The organism is Amycolatopsis sp. NPDC104775, assembly GCF_055583325.1.
In genome coordinates, this window is the sequence record NZ_JBVJOE010000003.1 from 180,441 (window position 1) to 199,140 (window position 18,700).

Here is an 18,700-nt window from a genome sequence, read left to right on the forward strand (position 1 = left end):
AGCGAAGAACAGGTGCCGCAATGACGTGGAGCAACTGGGCCGGAACGGCCAAGGCCACCCCGCAACGGGTGCACCGGCCGCGCAGCACGGCCGAGATCGCCGAGGTCGTGCGCGGGGTGACCGAGGCTGGGCACCGCGTGCGGGCCTGGGGCAGCGGGCATTCGTTCACCGCCATCGCCGCCGCCGATTCCGACGCGCTCGACCTCACCTCCTGGACCGGCATCGAACGCGCCGACCTCGAAACGCGGCAGGTCACGGTCCGGTCTGGCACGACTCTGCGCACCCTCAACGCCGCGCTCGACGCGCTCGGGCTCGCCATGACGAACCTCGGCGACATCGACGCACAGACCATCGCGGGCGCGATTTCCACCGGCACGCACGGCACCGGTGCGCGGTTCGGCGGGATCTCGACGCAGATTGTCGCGCTGGAATTGGTGCTCGCGGACGGTTCGGTGGTCCGCTGCGCGGCGGACGAACGTCCGGAGTTGTTCCACGCCGCGCGCGTCGGCCTTGGCGCGCTGGGCGTGATCAGCACCGTGACCCTCCAATGTGAACAGTCCTTTGTGCTCTCCGCGCAGGAACGCCCGGAGCCGCTGGAACAGGTCCTCGAAGCCTTCGACGACAACGCGGCGAACAACGACCACTTCGAGTTCTACTGGTTTCCCTACGGCAGCAAGGCTTTGGTGAAGCGCAACAACCGCCTGCCACTGGACGCCGAGCGGAAACCGCTGTCCCGTCTGCGGCAGTTCGTGGACTACGAGCTCACCGAGAATGTCGCGTTCGGCGGGCTTTGCCGGCTCGGCCGTGCGGTACCGAAGCTGGTGCGGCCGCTCGGCGCGTTCGCGTCGCAGGTCTCGTCGCCCCGGGAGTACAGCGATCTCTCGCACCGCGTTTTCGTGACCCATCGCGGCGTGCGGTTCGTGGAATCGGAGTACGCGGTCCCGCGCGAATCCGTGCTCGACGTGCTGGCCGAACTGCGTGGAGTGGTGCCGCGGCTGAAAGATCCGGTGGCGTTCCCGGTCGAGGTGCGCGTGGCTGCGGCGGACGACATCTGGCTGTCCACCGCGAACGGCCGCGATTCCGCCTACATCGCGATCCACCAGTTCCTCGGCATGCCTTACCGCGAATACTTCGCCGCGTTCGAGGCCATCGCGGGCCAGGTAGGCGGGCGGCCGCACTGGGGCAAGATGCACGACCTCGACGCCTCCGTGCTGCGCACCCGCTACCCGCACTTCGACGATTTCCTGCGGATCCGCAAGGAATGCGACCCGGCCGGGACGTTCGCGAACACCTATCTCGACCGGGTACTCGGCACCGCGTGATCAGCTCGGTTCGAACAGCGAGCTGACCGACTCTCCATTGTGGATTCGCCGCATCGCCTCGGCCAGCGCCGGGGCGATGGACAGGATCCGCAGTTTCTCCGTGCGTTCCTCAGCGGGCACCGGCACGGTGTTCGTGCAGACGATCTCCAGCACGTCCTCCTGGCCGCCGATCCGCTTAAGCGCGCCGTCGGCGAACAGGCCGTGCGTGCAGGCCACCCGGATCGACCGTGCGCCCAGTTCGCGCAGCCGGTCCAGCAGTTCCAGCACCGTGCTGCCGCGCGCGATCTCGTCGTCCAGCACGATGATGTCGCGGCCGGCGATCTCGCCGATCACCGACGTGATCTCGACCCGGTCGTCGGCGAACCGCTGTTTCGCTCCAGCCGCGACCTTCGCGCCGAGCAGCCGGGCGAAATGCGCGGCTTCCTTGGCGTTGCCCAAATCCGGCGACACGACCGTGGTTTCCGAGAGGTCGTATTGCCGGAAGTACTGGGCCAGCTCGTGCAGCGCGTGCAGATGGTCGACCGGCACGCTGAAGAATCCATGCACCTGCGGCGAGTGCAGCGTCATGGTGAGCACGCGGTTCGCGCCCGCGGTCACCATCAAATCCGCGACCAGCCTGCCGCCGATGGAGATCCGCGGCGCGTCCTTTTTGTCCGAGCGCGCGTAGGAATAGTGCGGCATCACGACGGTGGTGCGCGCGGCCGAGGCTCCCCGGGCCGCGTCGAGCATCAGCAGCAGCTCGACCAGGTTTTCCTGCACCGGTTTGACCAGCGGCTGAATCAGGAAGACGTCCCGCTCGCGGCAGTTGGCCTGGAGCTGGACCTGCAGGCAGTCGTTGGCGAACCGGTCGATCTGCACCGGAAGCAGCGGAACGCCCAGGTTGGCGCAGATTTCCTCGGCGAGTTCGGGATGCGCGCTGCCGCTGAAAACCGCGATGTCGCGCATCAGATCCGGGACAACGCGTCGGCGATGGCGTCGTCGCCGGAGACCAGCTCCAGCGTGCGCCGGGCGGTCGCCGGGGTGTCGAGCAGCGCCAGCAGCACCGCGGCGACGTCCTCGCGCGGGATCTCCCCGCCCCCGGTCGTCTCCGCGATCTTCACCCGGCCGGTGCCGGAATCGTTGGTGAGCCGCCCGGGACGCAGGATCGTCCAGTCGAGGTCGCGGGCCTTGAGATCCTCTTCGGCGGCACGCTTGGCCCGCAGGTAAGCGGCGAAAACCGGCTCGTGCCCGGGGTCGTCCGCCTTGTCCGCGTTGATCGAACCGACCTGGATGAACCGGCGGACGCCCGCTCGCTCCGCGGCCTCGGCGAACAGCACGGCCGCGCCGCGGTCCACAGTGTCTTTGCGCCCCTCGCCGCTGCCCGGACCAGCGCCCGCGGAGAACACCGCGGCGTCCGCGCCTTCGAGCGCCGTGGCGACGGCGTCCACATCGGACTTTTCGAGGTCGAGCACGACGGTCTCGGCGCCTACCGCGGTGAGGTCGGCTTCGTGGTCCGGGTTGCGCACGATGCCGACCGGCGCGTCGTGCCGCTGCGCGAGCAGCTTTTCCAAGTGCAGGGCGATCTGGCCGTGTCCACCAGCAATGACGACTCGCATGAGCCCGACTCTATCGCCGCGCCAAGCCCGACGCCGGGAGTTCAGTCCGCCTCGGCGGGGACCGGAGCGTCGGCGTCCTCGCGCAGCAGCAGGTCGTAGGCCATCTCGTTGACCCAGCGCGAAACCGGGTCCTCCTGCAGCAGCACCCGGTCGTGATGGGTGTCGAGGTCGAGGTCGGTGGTGGCGTACGGGTCTGCGGTGACGACCGCGAGGCCGTAGGCGCGGGCGCGCGGCAGGCAGTTCGTCACGTAGTCATCGGTCAGCACGGCAGGCGATGGGAGCACCATCGCGGCCTCGCCGTAGCGCGAGAAGGGCACCGCGGAGGCCATCGCGGTCCGCCAGTGCCGGGCGACCGCGAGGACGCCGATGATCTCGGCGGCCGGCGCGGGTGCGGTCGCGGCCAGCTCTGGCCAGGTCCAGGTGTCGACGAGGGCGCGATCGGCGACGGGACCGACACCCATCGCGATCCGCTCCGCGTGCACGTCGGTCTTGAGCTTCGCGACGATGCTGACCTTGCGGCCGAGCAGGGTCGTCGCGGGCAGCACTACGCCGTTCCAGCCCAGCAGGGCCGCGGCCTTGCGCGCCAGCTCGTCGACGCTCGCGGGGAGCTCGATCGGCGGCAGCACCCGGCTCGCTGTCGTCCGGCTGCGCTTCGCACCGCCGGCGACCGTCGAGCGCTCGGTGTTCTGTGGGGTAGCCGCCACGAGTCCGCCTCCTTCAAGCACCTGTTCCTCGTACCGGCGAAAACCGGTACATGAACTGAGTACCAGGGCAAAGTCGCGAGGTCTCCGGGTTGCCGAGGCACGTGCGATCGGCGGCGCTCAGCGGTCGGTGACCGGTCGGTAGGCGGTCATTCGACTTCAGCCCGACCGTGCGGCCAACCGAGTGAGACGGAGGTGAGTGGCGGGTACGGAGCGCGTCCCCTGGGGTGTCGCGCCGCCCCGCGCGAGGCAGGGCAGGCGGCGCAATGGCTTACTCCGATCGGCCTAATAACCTCGGTTCCACAGTGGACTTCCGCTGGTCACCGGCGTCACCCGGATGGCGGGTGAGCTTCGCCGCAGCGAGGGTCCGGGTCTCCGGTTTAGGGTTACTCGTCGGTCAAGTACCCGCCGGGAGGACCAGGATGCGCTCGCCGAAGGACTTCTTCGCCCCGCTCGCCGTCGGAGCGCCGCAGCCGCCGCGGCAGATCCCGGTGCGGCCGTCGCGCATGATCCACTTTTTCGATCCCGGCAACGAAAAGATGGCCGCGAAGGTCCCCGACCTCGCGAAGAAGACCGACGTGCTGCTGGGCAACCTCGAGGACGCCGTCCGCGCTGACCGCAAGGAAGCCGCGCGCGCCGGGCTGGTGTCGATCGCGAAGGCGACGGATTTCGGCCGCACCCAGCTGTGGACCCGGGTGAACAGCCTCGACTCGCCCTGGGTGCTGGACGACCTGATCACGCTGGTCACCGAGATCGGCGACAAGCTCGACGTGATCATGATCCCGAAGGTCGAAGGCGCGCAGGACATTCATTACGTCGACCGGTTGCTGGCGCAGCTGGAAGCGCGGGCCGGACTGACGGAACCGCTGCTGGTGCACGCGATCCTGGAAACGGCGAGCGGCGTGGCGAACGTCGAGGAGATCGCCGGGGCGTCGCCGCGCATGCAGGGCATCTCCCTGGGCCCGGCCGACCTGGCCGCGAGCCGCCGGATGAAGACGACCCGCGTCGGCGGCGGGCACCCGGGTTATCTGGTGCGCACCGACCCGGTCGGTGAAGATCTCAACGAGGGCCGGTCGACGTATCAGCAGGATCTGTGGCACTACACGGTCGCGCGGATGGTCGACGCGTGTGCGATGAACGGCATCCTGCCGTACTACGGACCGTTCGGTGACATCCGCGACGTGGTGGCGTGCGAGGACCAGTTCCGCAACGCGTTCCTGCTCGGCTGCGTCGGTGCCTGGAGCCTGCACCCGGTGCAGATCGACATCGCGAAGAAGGTGTTCTCGCCTTCGCCCGCCGACGTGGCCTGGGCTCGCCGCGTGATCGCCGAGATGGGCGACGGCACCGGCGCGGTGATGATCGACGGGAAAATGCAGGACGACGCCTCGGTCAAGCAGTGCCGGGTGGTCGTGGAACTGGCCGACGAACTGGCCGCGACCGACCCCGAACTGGCCGCCGCGTACGACGCCGCGACGAAGGAGATCCAGTCATGACCGAGCTGCGCCCGCGGCGGTCCGTGCTCTATATGCCTGGCGCGAACGAACGCGCGCTGGAGAAGGCGAAGACCCTTCCGGCGGACGCGTTGATCCTGGACCTGGAAGACGCCGTCGCCCCTGACGCGAAGGAAGCCGCACGGGAGCGGGTCTGCGCCGCAGTCGGTACTTATGGCTCGCGCGAGGTGACGATCCGGGTCAACGGCCTGGACACCGAATGGCACGACGCCGACTTGCGCGCCGCAGCCGCCGCCGGTCCGGCCGCTGTGGTGGTGCCGAAGGTGAATTCGGCGGCCGAGGTTCACAACATCGAGCGCGCGCTGGAGCTGGGCGGAGCGCCGGAGCACACGAAGATCTGGGCGATGGTGGAAACGCCCGTCGCGATGCTGCACGCGGAAGAGATCGCCGGGGCGTCGGAACGGCTGACCGTACTGGTGATGGGCACGAACGACCTGGCGAAGGAATTACACGCGGAGTTCGTCCCCGGCCGGGGTCCGTTGCTGGGCGGGCTTTCGCTGTGCCTGCTGGCCGCCCGGGCGACCGGAAAGGTGATCCTGGACGGGGTCTACAACGACGTCAAGGACGCGGCCGGCTTCGAGGCGGAATGCGTGCAGGGGCGGCAGTACGGCTTCGACGGGAAGACGTTGATCCACCCTTCGCAGGTGGAGCCGTGCAACCGGATCTTCGCGCCGTCAGAGGAGGAGATCGACCGGTCGCGACGGATCATCGCGGCGTTCGAAGAGGCTTCGGCCGAGGGACGCGGTGTGGTGACGGTGGACGGGCGGATGATCGAGAACCTGCACGTGGAGAACGCCCGGCGGGTGCTGGCGTTGGCGGAGGCGATCGGCGCGGGCAAGCCGCTCAGCTGACCGGCCAAGGACGCTGTTCCCCGCGCAGCTCCTCGAATGCCGCCGCGACCCGCAGCACCTCCAGGTCCGCGAAGCGACGTCCCGCGATCTGCAGGCCGATCGGCAAGCCCTCCGGGGTGTAGCCGCAGTTCAGCGACACCGCGGGCTGGCCGGACATGTTGTACGGGACGGTGAAAGCGATGTGCTCGAACGGCCGCTTCGGGTCATTCGTCGGGGACGGCCAGTCCGCGGGCGGGGGCCCGACGGGGCAGGTTGGCGACAGGACAACGTCGTACGGTTCCGTCGCACGCAGGGCTGCCACGCTGATCGCGTCGATGGCGGCGAAACCGCGGTAAGTGTCCACACCGGACGCGGCTGCTCCCCCGGCAGCCCATTCCGCGATGTACGGCAACACTTTCGCGCGCTGGTCTTCGGACAACGCGGCCATGTCCGACCAGGCTCGGACGCGCCAGAAGGTGTCCAGGCCGTCCAGGTGCTCGCGGGTCAGGAAAGGGGCGATGGGTTCCACGATCGCACCGGCGGCGGAAAACAGGTTGGCCGCGGCCGTGACCGCGTCAGCGATCACCGGGGTGACGGAGAGGCCGACGCCCGGGTCCAGGTGGAGGCCGACGCGAAGGCCAGCGAGGGAACCGGACAGGGAAAGCCAGTCGATCGAAGCGGGTGGCAGGCTGAGGTGGTCTCGCGGGTCGGGTTGGGCCAGGACGCTCATCAGCAGGGCGGTGTCCGCGACGGTCCTGGTCAAGGGTCCGGCGACGCGGCCGAGGAAGGGCGGGTCGACGGGCACGCGGCCGAAGCTGGGTTTCAAGCCGACCAAACCGCACCAGCCGGCGGGGAGACGGATCGAGCCACCGATGTCGGTGCCTACGTGGAGAGGGCCGTAACCCGCGGCGGCTGCGGAGGCGGCACCGGCGCTGGAGCCGCCGGGGGTGCGCGTGACATCCCACGGGTTGCGCGAGGCGGCGTGGAAGCTTGAAAGGCCGGAGGTGAGCATGCCGTAGTCGGGCATGGTCGTCTTCGCGAGCAGTACTGCGCCTGACTCGCGTACGCGCGCCGCGGCGGGAGCGTCGGTCGAAGCAGGCGTTAGTGAAGTGGCGGCGGTGCCTAGCGGCGTGGGGACGCCGACGGAGGCGATGTTTTCCTTCAACGTCAGCGGGACGCCATCAATGGGTCCGGAGGGTTCGCCGGCGTGCCAGCGTGCTTCGGACGCCTTCGCTGCTTCGCGGGCCGAAGCGGCGTCGTACGCGTACAGGGTGCGTAGTTCCGGCTCGCGGGCGTCGATGCGGGCGAGGACGGCTTCGGTGACTTCGACCGGCGAGAACGTCTGCGCGCGGTACCCGGCTACCAGCTCGTTAGCGGTCAGGTCGGCCAATTCGGTCATCGCGGAACCTCCGATTCACGAAGCGGGTGGGTCAAAGCGACCGTCGACTGCGGTCCAGCCGCCGTCGACGGCGAGGACGGAGCCGGTGACGAAGGTCGAAGCGTCCGAAGCGAGGTACACGACTGCGCCGGCCAGCTCGTCGGCGCGCGCCCAGCGGCCGAGGGCTCCCTTCTGGGCGTAGGCGTCGTACCAGTCGGGGCGCGCTTTGATCTGCGCGGTCAGTGGTGTCTCTACAACGCCAGGGGCGATGGCGTTGACGCGTACGCCGGACGGTCCGAACTCAGCGGCCGCGGTGCGGAACAGCTGCACTAGGCCGCCCTTCGTCGCTGCGTACGGGCCTTGGCCGGGTTCGACGGTGGTACCGCGGATCGAAGAGAAGCCGATGATGCTTCCCCGGCCTTGCGCGACCATCGGAGCGCCGAACGCGCGTAGCACCTCGAAGGCGACGCCTAGGTTCAGCTCCACCACCCGGTCGAACTCTTCGCGCGTGTAGTCGAGCAGGCGTTTCCGGACGTTGGTGGCTGCGGTCAGCACGACGGCGTCCAGCGGGCCTAGTTCGGTGGCGGCAGCAGAGATGGCACCAGGGGCGAGCAGGTCGATCTCGTACGCCTCGCCGACGCCGGTCTCCCGAGCGGCGGTGACGTCGCGGTCCGCGCAGATCACCGACGCACCGTGGGCGGCCAGCGCTCGGGCGGCCTCGCGGCCGATTCCGCTGCCCGCGCCGAGCACGACGGCCCGGCGGCCGTCCATGCGGAACAGTCCGGCGTAGTTCACGGGCGCAGCACCGCCATCCTGGTCACGGTCAGCTCTTCCACGGCGAATCGCGGCCCCTCGCGGCCGATCCCGGAGTCCTTGACCCCGCCGTACGGCATCGTGTCGGACCGGAAACCCGGCACCTCGTTCACCACTACCCCGCCGACCTCCAGCTCGTCCAGCGCCCGGAACGCGGTCTTCAACGAACGGCTGAACACGCTCGCGTGCAAGCCGTACCGCGACGCGTTGACCGCGGCGAACGCTTCGTCCACATCGGACACTGTGCGCAGACAGACGACCGGGCCGAAGATCTCCTCGTCCCAGCATTCGACGCCGTCCGGGACGTCCGCGAGCACAGTCGGCTCCAGTACGCCGTCGCGCACCGAGCCACCAGCCAGCAGCCGTGCACCCGCGGCGAGCGCTTTGTCGATCCATTCGGCTACGCGGGCGGTCGAACGTTCATCTATCAGCGCCGAGACGCGAGTGTCCGGCGAACGTGGGTCACCAATAGTCACTTCACCGAGCCGCGCGAGCACCTTGTCGGTGAACTCCGCGGCCACGGCCGACACCACCAACACCCGTTGTACGGAAATGCAGGCCTGTCCGGACGCATAGAACCCGCCACGCAGCACGGCATCGGCGGCCGCATCGAGATCGGCGTCCTCCGCGACCACCAGCGCAGCGTTCGAGCCCAACTCCAGCAGGGTCTTCGTCGGCGCGGCGTCGCGGGCGATCTGGTGGCCGACGGCGGCCGAGCCAGTGAAGGACACCGCACCGATCCGCCGGTCCGTGACCAGCGCCGACCCGACGGAAGCGTCTCCGGTGACCAGCTGAACCATCGCGGGCAGGTCAGTGCACGAGCGCACCAGGTGCACCAGCCACAGCGTCGCCAACGGCGTTTGCGGCGCGGGCTTCACCACCACCGGACAGCCCGCCGCGATCGCGGGGGCGATTTTGTGCGACGCCAGCAGCAGCGGATAGTTGAACCCCGCGATGCCGACCACCACGCCGATCGGCTTGCGCTTCCAGAACCCGACCAGCCCGTCGCCGGACGGCAACAGGTCGAGCGGCACGGTTTCGCCATGCAGCCGCGACACTTCCTCAGCCGCGGCCTCCCAGGTGACGATCGTCCGCGCGACCTCGACCTGGCAGTCGACCAGCGGTTTTCCAGTCTCCAGCACGAGCAGTCGCTCAAATTCCGCTCGACGTTCGCGGATCACCGAAGCGACGTCGTTCAGCAACGTCCGACGGGTCCGCGAAGGCAGCGAAGCGACTTCGCGAGCAACCGCCACCGCCTCGTCGACAGCCCGCGCAGCCAGCTCCGCGGTGCCGACCGGTGCTTTGCCGATCACGCTGCCATCGTAGGGAAACACGACGTCCGCAGTATCCACTGTGGACACCCAGCCGGGACCGATCGGCAGGCCGTCCGGGTAGTCAGGCATCCGTTTCTCCCTTCAACCGGGCCAGCTCGGTCCGCAGATTGGGCGCGGCGGCCAGCAGTTCCCGGGTGTACTCGTGCTCCGGCGCGGCGTAAACCTGGTCGACCGCACCGATTTCCACGATCTCCCCGCTCCGCATCACCGCGACGCGATCGCAGACATGCCGCACCACGCCGAGGTCGTGCGATACGAAAACCAGCGTCAGCGAGAACTCGTCGACCAGCCGGGCCAGCAGATCCAAAATCTGCGCGCGTACCGAAACGTCCAGTGCGCTCACTGGTTCGTCCGCGATCAGCACACTCGGGTTCGGCGCGAGCGCGCGAGCGATCGAGATCCGTTGCCGTTGCCCGCCGGAGAACTGGTGCGGGTACCGCATCGCCGCGTCCTCGGGCAGTCCGACCGCGGTCAGCAGCTCGGCGACGCGCTCCGGCGACCGGCGACCGAGCGGTTCCGACACGATATCCCGCACACGCATCCGCGGATCGAGGGAGCCCATTGGATCCTGGAAAACGATCTGCATTTCCCGGCGCAGGAACCTCAGCTTTCGTTCGGGCAGCGCGTCAATCCGCTTTCCCTGGAACGACACCGTGCCCGCGGTCGGCCGGTCCAGCGCGGCGAGCAAACGCACCAGCGTGGACTTCCCCGAGCCCGACTCGCCGACGATCCCGAACCGTTCACCAGCGGAAACGTCGAAACTCACGCCGCGCAACGCGTGCACGTCCCGCCGTGCGTACCGCCGCTCCAAGTCCCGTACGGAGATCATCGCGCGCCCTCCAGGTCAGACGCCGCAAGCAACCGCTGGGTGTAGGCGTGCTTCGGTGCGGTCAAAACCTCCCGCGTCGAACCATGCTCCACAATGGACCCGTTGAGCATCACCAGCACCCGGTCGCACATCTGCGCCACCACCGCCAGATCGTGCGTGATGAACAGCAGCGAGCTTTCCGCCGACAGCCGCTGCCTGATCAGCGACAAAATCTGCGCCTGCACGGTGACGTCCAGCGCGGTCGTCGGTTCGTCGCAGATCAGCAGCGCCGGGTCGTTGGCCAGCGCGATCGCCAGCACCACCCGCTGCCGCTGCCCGCCGGACAGCTGATGCGGGTACGCCCGCGCGACCCCCGGCAAGCCAACCGCGGCAAGCAGTTCCTCCGCCGGACGCCCGCGACGGCCGTGCACCCGGAACGGCTCGGTGACCTGCCGTCCGATCCGCATCGCCGGGTTCAGCGCCGTCATCGGCTCCTGAAACACCATCGCCATCCCGTTGCCGCGCAACCGGGACAGCTCCTTTTCCGGCGCACCGAGCAGCTCCCGGCCGTCGAGCCGCACCGAGCCGGTGGCCGACAGCCCTTCCGGCAGCAGGCCCAGCACGGACAGCGCGGTCAGCGATTTCCCCGACCCGGATTCGCCGATCAGCCCGACCCGCTCACCCGCGCCCAGTTCGAACGAGATCCCGCGCACCAGGTCCGCGACCTGCAGGTTCTCCACCGTCAGCGTCATACCCGCGCCGCCAATCGGGGGTCGAGACGGTCGCGCAGACCGTCGCCGAGGAGGTTGAACCCGAGCACTGCCAACGCGATCGCGACACCGGGCACGAGCGCCAGCCGCGGATGCGCGGTGAGCAGCTCTTGCGATTCCTGCAGCATCCGGCCCCACGACGGCGTCGGCGGCCGGGTGCCGAACCCGAGGAACGACAGCGCCGCCTCGGCCAGCACCGCGATCGCGAACGACACCGAAGCCTGCACGATCAGCAGCCCACCGATGTTCGGCAGCACGTGCGTCCAGGCGATCCGCGGCCGGGACCGTCCGCCGGCCCGCGCCGCCAGCACGTACTCGCTGCTCATCACCTGCAGCGACCCGGACCGGGCGATCCGGGCGAACGACGGGATGGTCGCGATGCCGATGGCGGCCATCGCGGTGAGCGTGTCCGCACCGAAGACCGCGCCGAACATGATCGCCAGCAGCAGCGCGGGAAACGCGAGCACCAGGTCGTTCACCCGCATCACGAACTCGCCGAGCCAGCGCGGGGACATCGCCGCCAGCACACCCAGCGGCGTGCCGATCACCGCCGCGATTCCGACCGCGACGACGCCGACGTACAGCGTCGTCCGTGCACCGACGAGGAGCTGGCTGAAGACGTCGCGGCCGAATTTGTCCGTCCCAAACAGATGCTGCGCGGAGAAGCCGAGCAACCGGTCCGCCGCGTTGACCTGCACCGGGTCGTACGGCGTCCAGACGAACGACACCAGCGCGGCCAGCACGACGAGCGCGACCAGAATCCCGCCGAGCAGGAGATTTCCGTTGCGGCGCATCAGGACCCCCGCAGTCTCGGGTCGAGCACCGAATACAGCACGTCGACCACGAAGTTCACCAGCAGCACCCCGGCGACCAGTACCAGCACGATCCCTTGCACGGTCAGCAAATCGCGCCGCGCGACCGCGTCCAGCAGCATGCTGCCGAGCCCGGGCAGCACGAACACCCGCTCCACCACGACCGCGCCGATCAGCAGCGTCGTCAGCTGCAGGCCGAGCACGGTGACCACCGGGACGGACGCGTTGCGCAACCCATGCCGAAACAACGCCTGACCAGGCAGCAGGCCCTTGGACCTCGCGGTGCGCAGGTAGTCCTGGCCGAGCGTGTCGAGTACCGCGGAGCGGACGTAGCGGGTGAGCACCGCGCCTTGCACGAGCCCGAGCGACAACGCCGGGAGGATCAGTCCGCGCAGGAATTCGCCCGCGTCCTGGTCCGGTGGCGTCCATCCGCCGCTCGGCAGCCAGCGCAGCTGGACGGCGAAAATCTGCACCAGGATGATGCCCGCGAGGAACGCCGGGATCGCCACCCCCACCTGCGACAGCCCGGAAACCGCGACGCCGCTGGCCTTGCGATGCCGCACCGCGGCGAACGCGCCAGCGGGCAGAGCGATCACCAGCGCGACGATCATTCCCGCGCCGACCAGCCACAACGTGACGCCGAGCCGGTCCACCAGCTGCGGGCTGATCGCCTCGCGCGTGACATACGAACGGCCGAAGTCGCCGTGCAGCACGCCGCCCATCCAGCTCAGGTATTGCTCGACCAGCGGCCGGTCGATGCCGAATTCGGCGCGGGTCTTCGCGAGCAGCTCCGGCGTCGCGTTCACGCCCAGCGCGACCTGCGCGGGATCGCCCGGCAGCACCGCCATGAACAGGAACACCACAATGGACGCCACGAACAGGCTCACCGCGAAGACGGCCACCCGCCGCAGCACGCGCGCGGTCATGCGGGCCTCACCCCGGTCAGGTCGAAGGATTCGCTGACCTGGTTGCGCGCGAGCCCGGTCACCTTCTTCTTGGCGACCACGACGTTCGGGAACAGGAAAAGCCAGTCCGCGGCCGCGTCGGTGTTCAGCTGCCGCGCGACCTCCTTCATGTCCGCCACCTGCTCCTGCGGCGTGCCGCTGTCCGCCGCGGCGAGCAGCTGCTGCACGCGCTTGCTGTCGTAACCCCAGTAGTACTTGGGCTTTCCGAACGTCGCGATGTCGCGGGCCTCGACGTGCTGGATGATCGACAGGTCGAAGTCGTGGTCGGTGAAGACCTGCTTGAGCCACACCGCCGGGAAGTCGAGCGGCTCGATCGTCGCGGTGACGCCGATGTCCGCCAGCTGCGACTGCACGACCTGCGCCGCCGATACCGCGTAGGGAAGGTTCGGAATCCGTAGCCGCAGCTTGAGGTCGTGCACGCCCGCCTCGGCGAGCAACTGCTTCGCCTTCGCCGGGTCGTACGAGTAGACCTTCGATAGGTCCTCGTACCACGGATCGGTGGGCGGGACCATGCTGCCGATGAGCGTGCCGCGACCGCTGAAAACCAGGTCCAGGACGGCTTTCCGATCGATGGCGTAGGTGAGCGCACGGCGGACGCGCACGTCGTTCAGCGGCGCGCGACGGCCGTTGAACGCCAGCGTGACCTCGCTGTTCGTGGTGCCCTGCTGCACGGTGAACCGGTCGTCGCCCTGGAACTGCGGGATCGAATCGGCCGAGGTGAGATTGGAGATCACGTCGATCCCGTTGGACAGCAGTGCGTTGTTGAGCGCGGTCGGATCGGCGAAGTACTTGAGCACCACGGTGCGATACGCCGGTTTCTGGCCCCAGTACCGCGGATTCTCCCGCAGCACAATGGAATCGCCACGCCGGCGCGAGGCCACCTCGTACGGCCCGGTGCCGACCGGATGGTTCGCCAGATCCGCGACGCCGGTCGGGCTGAACATCGCCCCGAGCCTGCTGGTGAGGCTGAACAGCCAGCCGTTGCTGGGCTTCGACAGCACCACGCGAGCGTGGTCCGGCGCGACGACCTCGACGTGGTCTACGACGTCCATCGCCGACTTGAGCGAGATCGTCCAGTCGGTCTTGACCCGCATCAGCGAAAACTGGACGTCGGAGGCGGTGAACGGAGCGCCGTTGCTGAACTTGACGCCCTGCTGCAGCTGGAAATCGTAGGTTTTGCGGTCCGGGCTGATCGTCCAGGACTTCGCGAGCAGCGGCTCGATCCGGCCCTGCGGATCGAGCTTCACCAGGCCCTCGTAGACGTTGTAGAGCAGCGCCTGCGGGATGGCCACGCCGTCGGAACGGGTGAAGTCGAAGTTCGCCGGTTCCGCCGTGTAGCCCACGGAAAGCGTGTCCGGACCTGGGGAAACGCTCGCGCTGGAGCCTGCCGAGCAGCCGGACGTCACGAGCAGCAGCGCCAGTGCCGCCGCAAGGCTCCGGGCTTTCATTCCGCCTCCTGTGCCCTGCGGGATACCCGCACCCAGTCGGCGTCGCGAGCAGGCTGTCGCGATGATATGCCCACGCCGCCTCCAACTCAGTACACTGGTCTGACCAGTAACCCTAGGCAGACTCGCATCCGGCAGACACCGAGGTCAAGATGAAGTTCGAACCGGTGGCTCCGGTCCGCGCCTACGAGCGGATCGTCGAGCAGATCGAGGAAGCCGTGGTGAGCGGCCGCCTCAAACCCGGTGAACGGCTGCCCGGGGAACGGGAGCTGATGACGCAGTTCGGCGTCGGCCGCTCGACCGTGCGCGAGGCGCTGCGGGTGCTCCAGGCCGCCGAGCTGATCCGATCGCGACCGGGCGATCCACGCGGACCCGAGGTGCTGGCCGCTTCGCCGGGCGCGCTGCACCGGTCGATGCACCGGCTGGCGAGAGCGGAACACGTCGGACTGGCGGAACTGCTGCAATTCCGGATGGTGCTGGACGGTTCGTCGCATCTGCTGGCCGCGGAACTGCGCACCGCCGAGGATTTGTCCGCGCTCGACGCCGCGTTGGAAGGAATGGCGACCGCGGACGGATACGCCGAATTCAGCCGCGCGGACGTCGCTTTCCATGACGTCATCGCGCGAGTTTCGCGGAATCCACTGCTGGTGGTCAGCGGCGAAGTGGTCCGCGGCGTGGTGCTGGAATTGATCGAGGACAAACTCAGCCACGCCAACGACCGCGGCACGCTGATGCACTCGTGGCTGCGGCACCACGAAGAGGTGCTGAACGCGATCCGCGCCGCCGACGGGGAGTCGGCGGCGCGGCTGGCGCGTCAAGCGCTGTATGACAATTACGCGGAATACGTGCCGAAGGACCAGCGAACGCTGCTCACTCCGCTGCTGACCTGAGTCAGGAGACCAGGTTCGCGTACACCACGATGTTGTCTTTGTAGCTGTGCTCGGCGCGGTCGAACACGCCGCCGCAGGTGATGATGCGCAGCTGCGGCTTGTCCGTGTTGCCGAAGACGGCCTGGGTCGGGAACGTGTCCTTGGGGACCTGGTCCTTGTGGTCCACCACGAACCTCAGCTTCTTGCCGTCGCTGCGTTCGACGTCGACCTCGTCGCCCGGGTTCACGTCCTTGAGCTTGTAGAAGATCCCCGGCTTGTGGTCGCCGTCGACGTGCCCGAGCACGATCGCCGGGCCCACGTCGCCCGGCACCGGCGAAAGCCGGTACCACGCGGCCTGCATCGGGTTCTTCACCGACGGCACCGAAATCTGCCCGTCCTTGTTGGGCATCACGGTGATCAGCGACGATTTCGCGCCGATCTTCGGGATCTCGACCGACGTCGGCCGCAGCCCGGTGAACGGCTTGGTCACCGGGACCGCCGCACTGGCCGGAGCCTGCGCGGCGGGCGCCGCCGGGGCGTCCGAACCGCACGCGCTCAGCGAGAGGGAGAGGAGCAGAGCGCCCGCGAGAGCGACGCCCTGCCCGTACTTCCTGGTCATCAGGCGGCCATGCCCCCGAAGCCGGTTTCGACGCCGTGCTTCGGCGCGTACTTCACCTGCGAACCGCCGTGGCCGCCGGTGGTGCCAGCGGAACCCGCGCCCGCGCCGCCCGCCGGGGGAAGCTTGCCGCCGTCAGTCGGCTTGCCACCGCAGGTCCAGACCGCGCGCACGGTGCCGTTGTCGAACGAAACGCCTTCGTGGCGCTTGACGATCCACGACCAGTAGCGGCCGTCGGTCTCGTCCTGGTGCGGGCCCTCGACGAGGTCGAAGTCGTTGGAGTGCAAGCCGGTCGGCTCCCCCGCGGCGCACGCGATCACCACAGCGCCGTAGCCGTCCTCGAGGTCGAGGCCGAAGCCGATGTCGTCCACGTACGGCGGCTCTTCCGGAGTGCTGGTCTCCGAGGTCGGCGTGGTCGGCTTGCTCGAGTCGGTCGGCTTGCCGGTCTCGGTCGGCTTGCCCGTCTCGGTGGGCTTGCCGGTCTCGGTCGGCTTGCCCGTCTCGGTCGGCTTGCCGGTCTCCGTCGGCTTGCCCGGCTCAGTCGGCTTGCCGGTCTCGCTGGCCGGAGCCTCCGAGGTGGGAGCCGTCTCGCCGGAGGTGGCCGGCGCCGAGGAGGACGTCGCCGGGGCCTCCTCCGCGTTCGCGGCAGGCACGACGGCAAGGCTGATCAGGGCGCCCGCGAGCACAGCGCCCGCGAGTCTGCCCAGGGTCTTCTTCAAGATGATTACCCCTCTGAGAAATGCGCGATGACCCCCACCGCGCCCGCTGATCCTGCCGAAGATTCAGCCCAAAGAGGTAACCCTTTAGCTGGTGATTAATGACACGAGAGAAAGCGGTAACGAACGCCTTCCTGGCGGCGATGATTTCGCCCGGATGCCGGAATTCCGGCCCGCCGTGCCCATACCGTAACAGTCGCCAGGCAACCCGCACAGCCCTCGTTAATAAGTGGCGGAAATCAGCCGAGCGCGGTCAGCAAATCCCGCCACAGGTCCTCCGGGTCTTCCAGCCCGACGGAAAACCGGATCAGCCCCGGCGGCACGCGTTCCTCGCCGGGAAGCCACGCACGCCGTTCCACCAGGCTTTCTACCCCGCCGAGGCTCGTCGCCGACCGGATCAACCGCACGCTCGCGCACACCTTGTCCGCCGCGTCGGTGCCGGCGACCTCGAACGCCACCATCATCCCGAAACCGGGGTAGCGAACCTTGGTTACCGCCGGGTGTTCCGCCAACCGGGACACCAGCAACTCCGCGGTCCGGGTCTGCTCGGCGAGCCGCACCGGAAGCGTCCGCAGACCGCGTAAAGCGAGCCAAGTCTCGAGCGTGCCCGGTGTCGCGCCGACCCGAGTCCGTGCCGCGCGAAGTTCGTCCACAGTGTTCTCATCGTTCGCGACCGCGACGCCGAGCAGAAGGTCGCTGTGTCCGCCGATGAGCTTCGTCGCGCTGTGCACCACGATGTCCGCGCCGAGCGACAGTGGTTGCTGATACAGCGAAGTCGCGAAGGTGTTGTCGACAACCACGCGTCCCCGCGTGCCGCGCGCGATCGTCTCGATCTCCATCACGTCGAGCGTCGGATTAGTCGGCGATTCAAGCCACAACAGATCGGCATCGCAGTCGAGCCACGCCTGAGTGTCCGTCGGCTCCAATTCGGTGACCGTGAGGCGGCCGATTTGCTGTGCGTGCTTCAACGCTCCGCGCGTGACGGCGTAACTGAATGACGGAACCGCAACCGTCGACCCGACCGGCAACGAATCCAGCACTGCGGACAACGTCGCGACCCCCGACGCGAAGGCGACCGCAGTGCCGCCTTCCAGCGACCCGACGACCTCTTCGAACGAGTCCCAAGTGGCCGTTCCGTCGGAGCGGGAATACACCGCGTCCCCGCCGGCCTCGAAGGTGCTCGTGGCCACGATCGGCGTGTTCAGCGGCTCGCCGGGGCCGTGCGGCCGGCCCGCCGCGATCGCGCGGGTCCGCGGAGTCCAGTCGTCCATGCGGACACGGTAACTTCGCGACCGCGGGAACGGCAGGGCGACGAATATCACCAGGTGGGCAGTCGTTCCACAAAGTGGGCGGCGTCCTGGTCGGCCGAGCGATAGTGCAGGTAGACGGCGCGCGACAGCCGCGGCTCCAGCGGCCGGACCGCGACGGAGGGCGGTGGCGGATCCGGCAATGCCATCGCCGGCGCGACCCCCGCAGTAATTCCGGCGGCAGCCATCGCGACCACGGTCCCGACGTCGCGAACCACATGATCCGGCCGCCATTCGACCCCGTGCGCGGCGAATCCCTCCGCCAACGCGGGACCACACGTTCCGCCCGGATCGGCGACCCCAAGCTGGATCAGCTCCGCGAGCCCGACCCGGTCCCGACGACTGGCCGGATGCTCCTTCGGCACTACGGCAAGGAATTCGTCGTCGATCATCCGCTGAGAATCCGGACCGGACTGGGTGGTCACGGCGAGATCGATGGTGCCGTCGGCGAGCCAGCTGACGAGTTCGTCGTCCTCACCCTGCAACGTGAGCACCTGGCTCCGCGGCCAATCCCGGCGCAGCCGCTGCACTGCCGTCGGCACGAAGCGCACCAACGCACTCGCCACCGCACCGACCCGCAACGTCGGCGCGCGAACGTCCGCGGCGAGCTCGTTGATCGTCCGCAATCCGCCCAGCACCACCGAAGCGTGCGCCGCCACCGTGCGGCCCAATTCGGTGAAACCGACCTCGCCGCGATGCACGACCGGCCCGCCGAGCGCGCCTTCCAGTGCGGCAACCGCCCGGCTGACCGCCGACTGCGTCCGCCCGAGCGCTTCCCCGGCGCGCGTGAAGCTGCCGTGCTCCCCCACCGCGAGCAAGGCTTCAAGCTGGGCCACCGTCACGTCCACCGCTCGATGATCTCACCGCATCCTGCGAATGACGAGAAGTTGTTGGACGCATAACCTCAG

The 18,700-nt window shown here is 68.7% G+C and carries 19 protein-coding genes; 4 read left to right on the forward strand and 15 right to left on the reverse strand.

The genetic code is table 11. The annotated features are described in order from the left end of the window. Positions 1-20: 20 nt before the first annotated feature. Entirely contained in the window at positions 21-1,322 is a 1,302-nt protein-coding gene (locus ACZ63D_RS15145) for a D-arabinono-1,4-lactone oxidase (RefSeq protein ID WP_465354916.1), read from the forward strand. On the opposite strand, the gene ACZ63D_RS15150 is transcribed toward ACZ63D_RS15145, so the two are convergent. Genes ACZ63D_RS15150 through ACZ63D_RS15160 form a run of 3 tightly spaced genes read right to left on the reverse strand, consistent with a single transcriptional unit; the run spans position 1,323 to position 3,621 of the window. Next, a complete protein-coding gene (locus tag ACZ63D_RS15150; RefSeq protein ID WP_465354917.1) occupies positions 1,323-2,267 on the reverse strand; it encodes a ribose-phosphate diphosphokinase in 945 nt (314 codons plus the stop codon). After that, a complete protein-coding gene (locus ACZ63D_RS15155; protein WP_465354918.1) occupies positions 2,267-2,917 on the reverse strand; it encodes an SDR family oxidoreductase in 651 nt (216 codons plus the stop codon). Before ACZ63D_RS15155 ends, ACZ63D_RS15150 begins: the two co-directional genes overlap by 1 nt. A 41-nt stretch (positions 2,918-2,958) precedes the next feature. Beyond that, positions 2,959-3,621 carry a hypothetical protein gene (locus ACZ63D_RS15160; protein ID WP_344282138.1) on the reverse strand — a complete coding sequence of 221 codons (663 nt, stop codon included), beginning with the start codon at positions 3,619-3,621 and terminating at the stop codon, positions 2,959-2,961. Between the two features lie 419 nt (positions 3,622-4,040). On the opposite strand from ACZ63D_RS15160, the gene ACZ63D_RS15165 reads away from it, so the two are divergent. Together ACZ63D_RS15165 and ACZ63D_RS15170 are read left to right on the forward strand one after the other, a co-directional pair. Further along, entirely contained in the window at positions 4,041-5,111 is a 1,071-nt protein-coding gene (locus tag ACZ63D_RS15165) for an HpcH/HpaI aldolase/citrate lyase family protein (RefSeq protein ID WP_037809257.1), read from the forward strand. Continuing rightward, entirely contained in the window at positions 5,108-5,980 is an 873-nt protein-coding gene (locus tag ACZ63D_RS15170; RefSeq protein ID WP_465354919.1) for an HpcH/HpaI aldolase/citrate lyase family protein, read from the forward strand. The genes ACZ63D_RS15165 and ACZ63D_RS15170 overlap by 4 nt, the downstream gene beginning before the upstream one ends. Here the strand turns inward: ACZ63D_RS15170 and ACZ63D_RS15175 are convergent. Genes ACZ63D_RS15175 through ACZ63D_RS15210 form a run of 8 tightly spaced genes read right to left on the reverse strand, consistent with a single transcriptional unit; the run spans position 5,973 to position 14,287 of the window. Further along, entirely contained in the window at positions 5,973-7,358 is a 1,386-nt protein-coding gene (locus ACZ63D_RS15175) for an amidase (RefSeq protein ID WP_465354920.1), read from the reverse strand. The genes ACZ63D_RS15170 and ACZ63D_RS15175 overlap by 8 nt on opposite strands. A 15-nt stretch (positions 7,359-7,373) precedes the next feature. Continuing rightward, on the reverse strand, positions 7,374-8,132 hold the full coding sequence (locus ACZ63D_RS15180; RefSeq protein WP_465354921.1) for an SDR family NAD(P)-dependent oxidoreductase: 759 nt from the start codon (positions 8,130-8,132) through the stop codon (positions 7,374-7,376). Next, a complete protein-coding gene (locus ACZ63D_RS15185; protein ID WP_465354922.1) occupies positions 8,129-9,553 on the reverse strand; it encodes an aldehyde dehydrogenase family protein in 1,425 nt (474 codons plus the stop codon). The genes ACZ63D_RS15180 and ACZ63D_RS15185 overlap by 4 nt, the downstream gene beginning before the upstream one ends. Continuing rightward, positions 9,546-10,313 carry an ATP-binding cassette domain-containing protein gene (locus ACZ63D_RS15190; RefSeq protein WP_465354923.1) on the reverse strand — a complete coding sequence of 256 codons (768 nt, stop codon included), beginning with the start codon at positions 10,311-10,313 and terminating at the stop codon, positions 9,546-9,548. The genes ACZ63D_RS15185 and ACZ63D_RS15190 overlap by 8 nt, the downstream gene beginning before the upstream one ends. Then, on the reverse strand, positions 10,310-11,044 hold the full coding sequence (locus ACZ63D_RS15195; protein WP_465354924.1) for an ABC transporter ATP-binding protein: 735 nt from the start codon (positions 11,042-11,044) through the stop codon (positions 10,310-10,312). The genes ACZ63D_RS15190 and ACZ63D_RS15195 overlap by 4 nt, the downstream gene beginning before the upstream one ends. Then, complete coding sequence (locus ACZ63D_RS15200) at positions 11,041-11,856, reverse strand: ABC transporter permease (RefSeq protein WP_465354925.1); 816 nt, start codon at positions 11,854-11,856, stop codon at positions 11,041-11,043. Before ACZ63D_RS15200 ends, ACZ63D_RS15195 begins: the two co-directional genes overlap by 4 nt. Then, the gene (locus ACZ63D_RS15205) at positions 11,856-12,800 is read right to left on the reverse strand and encodes an ABC transporter permease (RefSeq protein ID WP_465354926.1); all 945 of its coding nucleotides are present in this window, start codon (positions 12,798-12,800) and stop codon (positions 11,856-11,858) included. Before ACZ63D_RS15205 ends, ACZ63D_RS15200 begins: the two co-directional genes overlap by 1 nt. Next, positions 12,797-14,287: an ABC transporter substrate-binding protein gene (locus ACZ63D_RS15210; protein WP_465354927.1), complete on the reverse strand. Its 1,491-nt coding sequence runs from the start codon at positions 14,285-14,287 to the stop codon at positions 12,797-12,799. Before ACZ63D_RS15210 ends, ACZ63D_RS15205 begins: the two co-directional genes overlap by 4 nt. A 149-nt stretch (positions 14,288-14,436) precedes the next feature. On the opposite strand from ACZ63D_RS15210, the gene ACZ63D_RS15215 reads away from it, so the two are divergent. Continuing rightward, on the forward strand, positions 14,437-15,174 hold the full coding sequence (locus tag ACZ63D_RS15215) for a FadR/GntR family transcriptional regulator (RefSeq protein ID WP_465354928.1): 738 nt from the start codon (positions 14,437-14,439) through the stop codon (positions 15,172-15,174). A 1-nt stretch (position 15,175) separates the two neighbouring features. Here ACZ63D_RS15215 and ACZ63D_RS15220 read toward each other — a convergent pair whose 3' ends face one another. From ACZ63D_RS15220 to ACZ63D_RS15235, 4 genes are all read right to left on the reverse strand, one after another. Next, on the reverse strand, positions 15,176-15,772 hold the full coding sequence (locus ACZ63D_RS15220; RefSeq protein ID WP_465354929.1) for a class F sortase: 597 nt from the start codon (positions 15,770-15,772) through the stop codon (positions 15,176-15,178). Next, positions 15,772-16,488 carry a hypothetical protein gene (locus ACZ63D_RS15225; RefSeq protein ID WP_465354930.1) on the reverse strand — a complete coding sequence of 239 codons (717 nt, stop codon included), beginning with the start codon at positions 16,486-16,488 and terminating at the stop codon, positions 15,772-15,774. The genes ACZ63D_RS15220 and ACZ63D_RS15225 overlap by 1 nt, the downstream gene beginning before the upstream one ends. Positions 16,489-16,724: 236 nt before the next feature. Next, complete coding sequence (locus tag ACZ63D_RS15230; protein ID WP_465354931.1) at positions 16,725-17,756, reverse strand: trans-sulfuration enzyme family protein; 1,032 nt, start codon at positions 17,754-17,756, stop codon at positions 16,725-16,727. Between the two features lie 47 nt (positions 17,757-17,803). Beyond that, positions 17,804-18,640 (reverse strand): LysR family transcriptional regulator, encoded by an 837-nt coding sequence (locus ACZ63D_RS15235; protein WP_465354932.1) that lies wholly within the window; start codon positions 18,638-18,640, stop codon positions 17,804-17,806. Positions 18,641-18,700: the final 60 nt, after the last annotated feature.